The sequence below is a fragment of the Pseudonocardia ammonioxydans genome (assembly GCF_900115005.1).
GTDB lineage: Bacteria > Actinomycetota > Actinomycetes > Mycobacteriales > Pseudonocardiaceae > Pseudonocardia > Pseudonocardia ammonioxydans.
The window spans coordinates 1-12,050 of the sequence record NZ_FOUY01000082.1 but is presented as its reverse complement, the minus strand read 5'-3'; the positions used below and the strand labels follow the sequence as shown (position 1 = coordinate 12,050).

Here is a 12,050-nt window from a genome sequence, read left to right as displayed (position 1 = left end):
GCAGTCGCTCATCCTGACTTTGCCGGGGCCCTGCGGGGTCGTCGCGGTCGTAGCCGAGGTGATGGGTCATCTCGGTCTGCAGCGACCGTTCGAGCACGGCCTTGGTCATCTGGTTGAGCAGTCCGTCGACGCCGTCGATCGGAGTGCCGGCGGCCTTCGCATCGGCCAACAGCGCGTCGATCGCCGACGGGTCGAGGGCCTCGGCGAGCCGGCGAGCCGCTGCAGTCTCGCCGTCAGGGTCGGGCTGGTTCTCGCTCACGTGGGTGTCCTTCCCGACCGCTGTGTTGATCACTGCGGTCGATCTTGGCCCACCCATGGCTTACACACCTGCCATGACACGCCCATCACCGGTGGCCTGTAGGAACGCATGCTGCAGTTCCCCGGCGACCCGCCCGACGTCGAACAGCCGGTCACCGCGCCGGCACCGTTCCAGATCGATCGCTGCGACGTCGAGGCCTGGGCCGAACAGGAAGTTCGCCGGTGTCGCGTCGCCGTGCAGCCACACCTGCTCGTCCTGCCACATCCGAGGCCGCGCTCGCCAGAGATCACGAAGCCAGCCCAGCTCGTCGATGTCCCACCGGCCGACCCGGCCGAGACCGTGCAGCATCCCCAACAGCACGTCCAGATAGACGCAGTCGACGTCGAAATCCACCGGCTGCCCGGTCGCCGTCCGGCTGTGCTGGGTGGCCAGGAAGAACGCCAGCGCCTCCAGCCGCCGCAACAGGTGCTCATCGTCCCCGTGCCAGAGCGCCCGGTTGATGGCCTCGCTGAGGCGTTCGCCGTCGTAGTACTCCACGGCCAGCACGCAGTTGATGTCCGGGGCGACCCCGTACGGGCACACGACGTGGTGCGGCGAGCCGCACAACCCCACCTCGCGCAGGGCCCGCAGCGCTTCCTGCTCCCGGCGGGCGGCCCGAGTGGCGAGGGCGAGGTCACCGCCGTATCGGGTACCGAAGAATTTGCACACGATCCGCGTGCCAGACTCGCGGCCCTGGTAGACGTAGATCTCGTTCGTACCCGGCAGCTGGAACACCAGAAACCCGGCGGTCTCACGAGCCGCCAGCCGCTCGGTAGCGATGCCGGCCAGCAGCCCGTGCAGCGGGTCCTGGTGCGCCAGCTCCCCGACATACCGACCGATGGTCATCAGTGCGCCCCGCTCCATGTCAACCACGGGCCGGCCGGCGGCCGTGACGTCAGCTGCTGAGGCGGTCGGAGAGTCGGTCGCGCATCCGGTCGATCATCCCCACGCCCGGGCCGGCCACTTTGTGGAACACCTCCGAATTGGGCGCATTCGGGTGCGGGCGGGTCGGGGCGATCTGCTTGGCCTGGTCCACCTGCTCGCGCATCTTCTGCAGCGTGTCCGGGTCGACGTGCGCGCGCAGCCGAGGGAACTGGTGGGTCTCCTCCTCCTCGGCGTGGTGGCGCAGCGCGTGCGTCATCTGCTCGAGCAGATTCTCGAACTTCTCCTCGCCGGGGTCGGTCTTCTCGAGCTCCTTCATGACCCGCTCGAGCTGGGCGTGCTCCTCGGCGTCGTGAGAGACGATGTCGGCGCCGTCGTCGAACCGCTCGCGCATGACCGGGTAGACATACATCTCCTCGGCCACGGCGTGCCGCACCACCTCGCCGATCACCGTGTCGATCAGGTTTCGGCGTTCCTGCAGGTGGGTGCGGTCGGAAGCGACCTGCGCGAGCGTGTCCAATGCCTTGTGGTGGTCCTGGGTCAGTTCGTCGACGACGTCGCCGGCAGCGCCGGCCTGTGCTTGTGCCACGGTCTGACTCCTTCAACTTCAACGCGTCAGTTCGAGATCTGTTGCCCTACCCGCCGTGGACCACTGCAAACGCGCAGCGACGGCCGCGCACAGAGGGGTCACCGATCGCAGACAGGACGGCCGGAGGTCGCCGCCGAGCCCCCGGGTGTCGGGGCCCCCGACAGCAGATCCCGACCTGGGATGCGCAGCGCCGGACCGGCTGCTCGTTGCCGGCTCGGCCGCCGCTCACTGGCGGGTCTGGCGCCGCGTGGAGTCACGGGTGAGCCAGCGCGCGACCTCGACGACCTTGATGTTCGTGTCCTGCGACGAGCGCACCAACATCTGGAACGCACGGTCGGCGCCGACGTCGAAGCGTTCCATCAGGATGCCCTTGGCCTGCCCGATCACGTCGCGAGTGCTCAGCGCCTCGGACAGGTGCGCGGCGTGCTCGGCGCCGTAGAGCAGCAGCGCGGCCTGCACCCCGAACAGACCCGCGGTCATCCGTGCGGCTTCGTCGAACGTCCCGGGCGTCGGCGAGTACATGTCCAGCGACGTGTGGACGCTACTGGTCCTGGTGGACAGCTGCGTCGACATCATCGAACGGTAGCCACACTCGACCGCTTGCGGGGCGAACTGCGGCCACCGCTCGCTGTCCGGCGGCTCGGCCAGATCCTCGGCGACGATGACGCCGTCATCGGCCGGATCCACAGCGGCAGTGATGCAGGGCCCTTCACCGAGGCGGGACTGCAGCTCGTCGAGCTCCTTGATCGTGGTGTTCGTGGGGATGCGCGGGCTGATCCGGCCGTGTTCGAGAACCGAGATCCCGCCGGCGACGACGCCGGGGATCGTCTCCACCGCCTCGTTCACGATCGCGCTGAGCGTCTCGTCGACATCGTCGATGTCGTGCCGTGCGATCATGTCGTGGGCAGCGGTGCGCAGCGCAGCGACAAGTGGGTGGCTGTCTTCGGGCTGCAAGGCTCAACCCCACCTCATATTGGGCCCGGGCACGGGCGGCACACTCCGGACAGCGGGGGAGGGCGTTGTGCCTGCCGTGCTCCGAGCGGCGATCATGGTTGTCGCGTCCGGTCACGGACCCTACGGGATCGTGTCTTGCCGGCGATGTGTGTCGTCCCGGGCCGACGAGTACGCCTGGGGCTTCCCACCACGTGCCCCGCCGAATCTGCACAACGGAAGTGACCATGCTGTCAGTGGCGCCCGGCTGTGGTTCCGCACGTGCACGAGTTGGGCGCACGCGTAGTGCCTCAAGGGTCGGGTAGCCGGGGTGGGCACACACTTCGAGAGGAGCCGTGATGGCCACGCCCACTGCCCGGTCGATGCTCGAGAGCCACCCCTGGCCCGGCCACGTCGATCGAGACACGCTTACCGCGTGCATCGAGGCCTGCTTGGAATGTGCGAACGCCTGCTCCGCCTGCGCCGACGCGTGCCTGTCCGAGGACGGCGTGGCGGAGCTGCGCAAGTGCATCCGGTTGAACCTCGACTGCGCCGACGTGTGTGGGACGACCGGGCGTGTCCTGACCCGCCAGACCGAGTACGACGCGCCGAGCGCGAAGGCGCAGCTGGAGAGCTGCCGGCAGTTCTGCGCGACGTGCGCCGAGGAGTGCGAGCGCCACGCCGGGACACACGAGCACTGCCGCATCTGCGCGGAGGCCTGCCGACACTGCGAGCGAGCGTGCCAGGCACTCGCCGATGCGATGGCCTGAGCCGGGAAACCGGCGGGTCTCACGTCGAGCCACCGCATGGCCGGGTCCGCAGCCTGGTGTTGGCCAGCCCCACGGTGGGCGTCGGCGCAGAGTTCATGGCCCGCGCGACGGCGGGGTGGTGCCAGGACCGATCGAACAGCACGATCTCGCCGCCTGGGGCGGGCAGGAGTCCACACCTGCGGTAGCAACGCGGTCAGCGAGGTGTTCCTGGACGGATTGAGCCCGGAGCGCCGGGGAACGCTGCGGCGCATGGACCACGAACTGACGTTGCGGGTCGTCGGGGCCGAGCATCGGCTGTCGGTCGACTCCCGCACCTCGCTGCTCGACGCTCTGCGCCAACGCCTGGGCAACACCAGCCCGAAGAAGGGGTGTGACCACGGTCAGTGCGGGTCGTGCACCGTGCTGGTCGACGGCGTGCGGGTGCTGGCGTGCCTGACGCTGGCCGTGACCCGCGACGGTTCCGAGGTCGTCACCGCCGACGGCCTGTCCGCCGGTCCACCCGGGTCCGGCGGGGACCATCCCCTGCACCGGGCCTTCGTCGACGAGGACGCGTTCCAGTGCGGCTACTGCACCCCCGGGCAGGTGTGTTCGGCGGTCGGGATGCTCGACGAGTTCGCCCGGGGCCGGCCCAGCGTCGTCACCGGCGATCTCGGCGCCGCCCCGGAGCTCGACGACGCCGAGATCGCGGAGCGGATGAGCGGCAATCTCTGCCGCTGCGGCGCCTACCCGGGCATCCGCGCCGCCGTGGCCCGGGTCGGGCGGGAGCGGGAGGGGACCCGGTGAGGCCGTTCGACTACCAGGCCCCGGCCGACGCCGGGACGGCGGTGGCCGCCGTCGCCGCCCGGCCGGACGCGGCGTTCCTCGGGGGTGGCACCAACCTCGTCGACCACCTGCGGCTCGGCGTCGCCGAACCGGGGCTGCTCGTCGACGTGACCGGCCTGCTCCCGACCGGCATCAGCGACGACGGCGGCGGCCTGCGGATCGGCGCGGGCGTGGCCAACGCCGACCTGGCCGCGGACTCCCGGGTGCGCCGGCACTACCCGGTGCTGGCCCGGGCGCTGCTGTCCGGGGCGTCGGGTCAGCTGCGCAACATGGCGACCACCGGCGGCAACCCGTTGCAGCGCACCCGGTGCCTGTACTTCCAGGACGTCACCACCCCGTGCAACAAGCGCAGCCCCGGCTCCGGGTGCGCAGCGATCGGCGGCGCCACCCGCCAGCACGCGATCCTCGGTGCGTCCGAGCACTGCATCGCCACGCACCCGTCGGACATGGCGGTCGCGCTGAGCGCGCTGGATGCGCAGGTGGAGGTCCTCGGCCCGGACGGCGAGCGGACCCTCGCCTTCGGCGAGCTGCACCGGCTGCCCGGCGACGCACCCGAGCGCGACACCGTGCTCGAGCACGGTGAGCTGATCACCGCGATCGTGCTGCCGCCGCTGCCGGTCGCGGCCCGCTCGGACTACCGCAAGGTCCGCGACCGTGCGTCGTACGCGTTCGCACTGGTCTCCGTGGCGGCCGCACTGGAGGTCACCGAGTGCCGGATCACCGACTCCCGGGTCGCGTTCGGGGGTGTGGCGCACACGCCGTGGCGCGCGCGCCGCGCCGAGCGGGTGTTGCGTGGTGCGACCCCGTCCGACGAGGCGTTCCACGCGGCCGCGGCGGCCGAGCTCGCCGACGCCCGCCCGCAGGACGGCGTCGACGGCGGCAACGCGTTCAAGATCCCGCTGCTGACCCGGACCCTGGCCGGCACGCTGCGCGACCTCGCGCGACAGGAGGCATGAGAGATGAGCGAGACGCTCGAACACCGCGCGATCGGCGCCGACCTGCCCCGTCGCGACGGGGACCGCAAGGTGCGCGGCACCGCGGTCTACGCCGACGAGTCACCGGCGCAGGACCCGGTGTACTGCCGGATCGTGCAGGCCCCGCTCGCGCGCGGACGGATCACCAGCGTCGATCCCGCGCCGGCGGAGGCCGAGGACGGCGTACTGGCCGTGCTGACCCCGGCCACCGCCGAACGCCTGGCCGATACCAGCGACGCCGAGTACGCGATCCTGCAGGACGACGAGGTGCACTTCCGCGGCCAGATCGTCGCGGCCGTGATCGCCGAGACCTTCGAGCAGGCCCGCTACGCCGCCGACCTCGTCGACGTGCGCTACGACGAGCAGCCGGGCGACACGCTCCTCTCCGCAGATCGGCCAGACCTCTATCGCCCCGAGCAGGTCGAGACCGGCGCCGCGCCGGACACCTCCGAGGGCGACGTGGACGCGGCCGTGGCGGCCGGGCCGGCACGGATCCAGCAGACCTACACGACCCCGATGCTGCACAACAACCCGATGGAACCGCACGCCACGACCGCGCTGTGGGAGCCGGCCAGCCACGGCGGCGCCGGGTCCCTCACTTTGTGGGACTCGACCCAGGGCGTGCACACCGTGCGCGAGACGGTGTACACCGTGCTCGGCCTGGACCGCGAGCAGGTCCGGGTGGTGTGCCCCTACGTCGGTGGCGGGTTCGGCTCCAAGGGTATCCCGCACCAGAACGTGGTCACCGCGGCGATGGCGGCCCGTGCGGTGCCGGGCCGCCCGGTCCGGCTGGCGCTGACCCGGCAGCAGACGTTCTCCCTCGCTGGCTACCGTCCCCCGACCATCCAGCAGGTGGCGCTGGCCGCCGGCGACGACGGCCGGCTCACCGCGATCGCGAACGACGTGGTCGAGCAGACCTCGCGGGTCAAGGAGTTCGCCGAGCAGACGGTGCTGCCGGCCCGCACGATGTACGCCGCGCCGAACCGGCGGACCAGTACGCGGCTGGCCGCGCTGGACGTGCCGATCCCGTCCTGGATGCGCGCCCCGGGGGAGTGCCCGGGGATGTTCGCGCCGGAGGTGGCGATGGACGAGCTCGCCCACGAGCTCGGCATCGACCCGATCGAGCTGCGGGAACGCAACGAGCCGGACACCCATCCCGAGTCCGGGCTCCCGTTCTCGTCGCGGAACCTGCTCGCCTGCCTGCGCCGGGGCGCCGAGCAGTTCGGCTGGCCTGACCGCGACCCACTGCCGGGAGTGCGGTCGCACGGCGGCTGGTGGTGGGGGACCGGGGTGGCCGCCTCGGTCTACCCCACGATGCGGATGCCCGTGTCCGAGGCCGAGATCAGCCGGGTGGACGGGCGTTACGTGGCCCGGATCGGCGCCACGGACCTGGGCACCGGCACCTGGACGGCGCTGGTGCAGATCGCCGCCGACGCCCTCGGGGTCGCGGTCGACGAGGTCGACGTCCTCATCGGCGACACCGACCACCCGATGGCGTCGGTGGCCGGCGGCTCCTCGGGGATCAACACCTGGGGCTCGACGCTCGTGGCGGCCGCGCAGGAGTTCCGCAAGCGTTTCGGCGACACGCCCGCCGACGGCGACTCCGCCCGGGCCGGGGTGCCGGCGAACGAGGCGGCCGAGCGGTACGCGATGTCGGCCTTCGGCGCGCAGTTTGCCGAGGTCGCGGTACATGCCGACACCGGCGAGATCCGGGTGCCGCGCCTGTACGGGACCTTCGCCGTCGGCCGGGTGGTCAACCCGCGGATGGCCCGCTCGCAGCTGGTCGGCGGCATGACCATGGGCCTGGGCATGGCCCTGTACGAGAACAGCCTGTTCGACCCCCGGACCGGGCACGTGGTCAACCACGACCTCGCCGAGTACCACGTGCCGACCCAGGCCGACGTGGCCGACCTGCGCGCGGACTGGATCGACGAGCACGATCCGCACGTCAACGCGATGGGGACCAAGGGGATCGGGGAGATCGGCATCGTCGGTACCGCCGCCGCGGTGGCGAACGCGGCCTGGCACGCCACCGGGACGCGGGTGCGGGACCTGCCGGTCACCCTGGACACGGTGCTGTAGAGCGGCCCCTCACCGGGCGCAGCGGAGGGCGGTCGGATGCGGTGGGTGACGTGGCCGAACCGCTGCGGCCCCCACATTGCCCGAGGTGGAATCGGCCCGAGCGCGCGCAATGAGTACCGGCCCAGGACCAGGCCGAGCAGCCGCTCGACCGGCCCCGGCGCGAACCGGTGACCTAGGACCGGCAGCCGCACGAGCCGCCCGCCGGCGGCAGCCCCCACCCGGGCCTGCGCAGCAGGGCGACGAACCACGCGAGCGAGCGCCCCCGGCCGGGCCCACCGATGGCCCCGACGGTCCGCTCGTGACCCCGGCTGGTCCTGTACTGGCGGTGGGACTCGCGTTACCCGCTGCCGGCCTGCAGCGGGTGCCCCGGAGTGAGCGTGAGTGGGCCGCCGCAGCTGCCCACACGTCGTGTCGGTGCATCTGCGTGACCATCCCGACGATGTCCTCGGTGCGGTGCCCAGTGCTGGTGCTGCGCGGCGAGCACGACGGGATCATCACATGAGGCATGGGCGCGGCAGCTGGCTGAACTGCCCCGTGACGGGGTTTCGAGCCGATGCCCGCGCCGCACACGCGCGTGCGGAATCACCCGACCACGGAGCGCGAACCGGAGCGTCGCCAGGTTTGGTCTGCCCGCCCCAAGCCGTCTGGGCTGGCGACGCCCCAGATGCTTCGGTGGGGGCCGCCACGAGGTGTTGCAGCCTCGTGTCGTGTCGTGTCGTGTCGTGTGCTGGTGCGTGCGCCCCGGGGGACGGCATGGCGAGCCGCGGGGCGGGTACGCCTACGGCCAGGAAGCCGATCGTCGACGAGGCTTGGAGTCGTTGATGCAGGAGCACGAGATCGTCTCGGCGGTACAGCAGAGCGCGGCGATCGCGGACCACGGGCAGGCACAGCAGGCGGTACGCGCGACGCTGGATGTGCTGGGCCACCGGCTGCGGGGCGGTGAGACCGCTGACCTGGCGTCGCAGTTGCCGGATGCACTCGCCGACGTGCTGCCCTCGAGCGGGCCGGGTGAGCGGTTCGGTGTCGAGGAGTTCTACGCCCGGGTGGGAGAACGCGAAGGCGGGGACACGACCCCGCAGCAGGCCCGTCAGCACGCCCGGGCGGTCGCGGCGGCGTTGAAGGTGGCGCTGTCGGAGGGGGAGTTCATGCAGCTGGTCGCCCAGTTGCCTGACGAGTACCGCGACCTGTTCGGCACGGAGCCGGTGCAGCACCACTGAACACTATGCGGGCACCCACGAGTGCGCAGAGCCGTCTTCAACCGGACGAGTACCTCGTCCGGTTCCACGAGACGCCGCAGGGCCGGATACGCAGTCGCCTGTTCGGCCGTGGGGATGGCGGGCCGCTACCGTTCGTCGCGGTGCAGGGCATGGCAGTCTCGGAGTACCTCGTCCCGGCACTCACCGCCCTGTCCGGCCACGGCCCCACTCACCTGGTGGACCTGCCCGGCCTGGCGGGCAGCGGAGCCGCCTGCGAGCTCCTCGACGTGCCGGGGTATGCCGCTGCGGTGATCGCCTGGCTTGACGCCACCGACGTGGCGCCGGTCGTGCTGGTCGGGCATTCGAGCAGTACCCAGGTCGTGGCGCATGTCGCGGCGGCGCGGCCGCACCGGGTCCGCGCCCTGGTCCTGGCCAGCCCCACGGTGGACCCGGCGGTCCGCTCGTGGCCCCGGCTGGTCCTGCACTGGCGGTGGGATTCGCGTTACCCACTGCCGGGGCTGCAGCGGCTGCACACGCCGGAGTGGGTGCGGGCGGGCCCACGCCAGCTGCGCAACCTGGTGTCGGTGCATCTGCGGGACCATCTCGAAGATGTCCTCGACGCCGTGCGGTGCCCGCTGCTGGTGCTGCGCGGTGAGCACGACAAGGTCTGCACCGAGGCGTGGGCGCGGCAGCTGGCCGAGCTCTCCCCCGACGGGCGTTTCGAGCCGATGCCCGGCCCGCACACCTTCGTCTGGAGCCACCCGACCGCGTGGCGCGAACCGATCAGGGCCCTCGCCTCATGAGGTGGCCACTGGTCACCGTCCTCGAACGCACGGGGCGTCCGCTGCGTGGGCACGGAGTCTCGAGCACCTGGACGACGGTGGACGGCCTGCGTATGCACGCGCGCCTGCTCGATCACGCCCCGCCGGGCGCCCGCGAGGTCGTGCTGCTGCACGGGCTCGGGGTGTCGAGCCGCTACCTGCTTCCACTCGCGACCGAACTCGCCCCGCACCTGCGGGTGCACGCCCCCGACCTGCCCGGGTTCGGCCACAGCGAGCACCCGCCGACCGCGCTGGACCTGCCGGGGCTGGCGGATGCGCTGCTGGCCTGGGTCCAGGCGACGGGACTACGCACCCCGATGCTGGTCGCGAACTCGCTCGGGTGCCAGATCGCGGTCGCGACGATGCGGCGCGCTCCCGGCGTATTCGACCGGGCGGTGCTGGTCGGGCCCACCTTCGACCGGCGGGGCCGTCACGGCCTAGCGCAGCTGGGGCGGTTGCTGCGGACCGGCCGGCACGAACGATGGGGCCTGACCGCGATCCTCGTTCGCGACTACCTCGCCTGCGGCCCGGCCCGCGCCCTCGCGACCGCGCGGCACGCACTGGCCCATCGGCTGGAGGACGACCTGGCCGGCGTCGACGTCCCGGTACTCGTCGTGCGCGGTGGGCGCGACTCCGTGGTGCCGCAGCGGTGGGCACGCGAGGTCACCGACGCCCTGCCCGATGGGCGACTCGCCGAGCTGCCCGGCGGCGGCCACGCCCTGAACTACTCCTACCCCGGGCCGCTCGCGGCGGCGATCCGCCCGTTCCTCGGCGGCCCACCGCCGGGCCCGGACGCGCCGACCACCCGGCCGGCGGCGAAGAGCATCGCCGACTTCGACTCCGCCAGCGCCGTTCTGCGCGGCACCGCCCGGCACCTCCGCGGACAGGATCTGCCGGCGATCGGCGCGGTGCCCCGCGCCCTGGCACCACTGGCCGAGCGGCTACTGCCCGCGGTCAACCAGCTTCCCGCCGGGCTGCGCGAGCAGGTGTACCGGTTCGGCAGTGGAGGCGAAGCCGTGCCACCGGGCCAGTTGCACGCGGTCAGTGCCGAAGCGGTCGCCCGATGGATGGTCGAGCAGTACCCGCGCCGGCCGTACCCGGCGGCGATCGTGGGCTCGTCCAGCGGGGCACTGGCGCATCTGGCCGCGGCACTCGGCGCGCCGCTGCTGCCGCAGACGTTTCTGCTGCCGGTCGCCCAGCCCGAGGTGGGCCCGGACCAGCCGCGGGCCGGGCTGGCCGCCGGACTCGGCCCCGGGCGGCTGCTGCTCGACGCCAATCCCGACGTCGCACTGCACCACATGCACGACCCGAACCAAGACCGGCTCTCGCTGGCCCGCATGACCTACTTCCGGCTCAAACACCGCCGCCTCGGTCCCGCGTTCACCGACTTCCTCACCGACACGCTGGCGCCCGGCGCGACGCTGCTGGTCGCCGACTGCCAGGCGCGGTGGCCGGTCACCCGCCAGGGCGACCGGCACGTGTTCCAGTTCGGCGCGCTGGGCGGCATCCCGCCCGAGGAGTTCCATCACGGCAGCGACCGGGTCGCCGACTACCTGCACCGATACGGGTCGCCGCGACGACGCTGGGACCCACCGCCGGCCGAGGACGAGGCACCGGAAGCCGAGTGGGGTTTCGACCCGGCCCTGCTCGCCGACCTCACCGCCCTCGCCCACCGCCAGGGATGGCGGCTGCGGCGGGTGTCCTTCGCCGACCCCGAGGATCTCAGCCCACTGATCGCCGAGCTGTACCGCTGGTGGTACGCCCGCCGCGGGCTGCCCGTCGCCCGGCTGCTCGTCGAATCCTTCGTCCTGCTCGACCCTCGGCTCACGGTGAGCACCGCGTCGGTGCCGTACTGGTCGAAGTTCCCGGTCGAGCCATCAGCCGACGCCCTCGCCCGCTACCTCGACACCGCGCAGCCCTACGACGAGATCCGCCTCGCCCTGTTCTCCCACGGCACCGACAGCGTCGGCGTCGCACCGATCCAGCGCTGGCGCGCCCTGCTGGGCCACGCCCGCCGTACCGGAGCGTTCCTCGGTGTCGACCAGCAGCGCTTCCCGCGCGACTTCGCCAGCTTCGGCCGGTTCCACCAGCAGCTCAGCGCCCTGCCCCAGCACCCGCCCCCCGCCGCGCTCACCATGGCCGAGCTGGAAACCTTCCTAGCCGACACCGCAGGCCGCTGGCCGGGCGAGCGGGTCACGTGGTCGTAGCACCGCCCGCACCGCCGGCGGACAGGATCGGCAACTGCCCACCCAGTGGCTGCAGCACTGGACCCGACACTGTCTCTCGCAGGCGCTTATGCGAACGCGAGCTCGCTCATGCTGCGGCCGGGTGCAGCATGTCGACGATCATGAAATTCCCCCAGTGTGAGGGTGTCGCGATCACGTAATTCCCCCACGGCGATCACGGTTTTCCCCCAGGGGAGGACGTGCGTGTCGCTGCCAGGTCCGGGCCTCGGACGACCGAAGGCTGCGTCTCGTTGCCGAGCAGCGAGGTGGAGCCGAACCGTGCCGAGGAGGACCTTCGACGTGATCGACATTGTGGAGATCTTGACCCACTGGTATGCGGGCCGCTCGCAGCATGAGCTGGCGGCCAGCTTGGGGGTGGATCGCAAGACGCTGCGCAAGTACACCGCGCCGGCGATCGCCGCGGGCTGGGAGCCGGGTGGTCCGCCGATGACCGAGGCGGA

The 12,050-nt window shown here is 72.1% G+C and carries 11 protein-coding genes; 7 read left to right on the top strand and 4 right to left on the bottom strand.

The genetic code is table 11. The features are described from left to right. From BM093_RS32955 to BM093_RS32940, 4 genes are all read right to left on the bottom strand, one after another. Nucleotides 1-259 (bottom strand): transposase (locus BM093_RS32955; RefSeq protein ID WP_218163044.1); only part of this gene is annotated, 259 nt, incomplete at its 3' end. Between the two features lie 60 nt (nt 260-319). Then, nucleotides 320-1,144 carry a phosphotransferase gene (locus tag BM093_RS32950; RefSeq protein WP_093356818.1) on the bottom strand — a complete coding sequence of 275 codons (825 nt, stop codon included), beginning with the start codon at nt 1,142-1,144 and terminating at the stop codon, nt 320-322. Nucleotides 1,145-1,193: 49 nt separating this feature from the next. Next, nucleotides 1,194-1,769, bottom strand: coding sequence for a hemerythrin domain-containing protein (locus BM093_RS32945; RefSeq protein WP_093356804.1), 576 nt, complete (start codon nt 1,767-1,769; stop codon nt 1,194-1,196). 225 nt (nt 1,770-1,994) lie between these two features. Then, entirely contained in the window at nt 1,995-2,666 is a 672-nt protein-coding gene (locus tag BM093_RS32940) for a GAF and ANTAR domain-containing protein (RefSeq protein ID WP_143105674.1), read from the bottom strand. Between the two features lie 392 nt (nt 2,667-3,058). On the opposite strand from BM093_RS32940, the gene BM093_RS32935 reads away from it, so the two are divergent. The 7 genes from BM093_RS32935 to BM093_RS36870 all read left to right on the top strand — a co-directional run bounded on the left by BM093_RS32935 (nt 3,059) and on the right by BM093_RS36870 (nt 11,571). Continuing rightward, on the top strand, nt 3,059-3,469 hold the full coding sequence (locus BM093_RS32935) for a four-helix bundle copper-binding protein (protein WP_218163043.1): 411 nt from the start codon (nt 3,059-3,061) through the stop codon (nt 3,467-3,469). A gap of 249 nt (nt 3,470-3,718) precedes the next feature. Continuing rightward, nucleotides 3,719-4,252 carry a (2Fe-2S)-binding protein gene (locus BM093_RS32930; protein WP_093356800.1) on the top strand — a complete coding sequence of 178 codons (534 nt, stop codon included), beginning with the start codon at nt 3,719-3,721 and terminating at the stop codon, nt 4,250-4,252. Beyond that, the gene (locus tag BM093_RS32925; protein ID WP_093356796.1) at nt 4,249-5,247 is read left to right on the top strand and encodes an FAD binding domain-containing protein; all 999 of its coding nucleotides are present in this window, start codon (nt 4,249-4,251) and stop codon (nt 5,245-5,247) included. The genes BM093_RS32930 and BM093_RS32925 overlap by 4 nt, the downstream gene beginning before the upstream one ends. 3 nt (nt 5,248-5,250) lie before the next feature. Further along, nucleotides 5,251-7,347: a xanthine dehydrogenase family protein molybdopterin-binding subunit gene (locus BM093_RS32920; RefSeq protein ID WP_093356792.1), complete on the top strand. Its 2,097-nt coding sequence runs from the start codon at nt 5,251-5,253 to the stop codon at nt 7,345-7,347. Between the two features lie 821 nt (nt 7,348-8,168). Continuing rightward, nucleotides 8,169-8,564 carry a DUF2267 domain-containing protein gene (locus BM093_RS32915; RefSeq protein ID WP_093356788.1) on the top strand — a complete coding sequence of 132 codons (396 nt, stop codon included), beginning with the start codon at nt 8,169-8,171 and terminating at the stop codon, nt 8,562-8,564. A gap of 149 nt (nt 8,565-8,713) precedes the next feature. Next, nucleotides 8,714-9,346 carry an alpha/beta fold hydrolase gene (locus BM093_RS32910; RefSeq protein ID WP_177238860.1) on the top strand — a complete coding sequence of 211 codons (633 nt, stop codon included), beginning with the start codon at nt 8,714-8,716 and terminating at the stop codon, nt 9,344-9,346. Beyond that, a complete protein-coding gene (locus BM093_RS36870) occupies nt 9,343-11,571 on the top strand; it encodes an alpha/beta fold hydrolase (RefSeq protein ID WP_218163042.1) in 2,229 nt (742 codons plus the stop codon). Before BM093_RS32910 ends, BM093_RS36870 begins: the two co-directional genes overlap by 4 nt. Nucleotides 11,572-12,050: the final 479 nt, after the last annotated feature.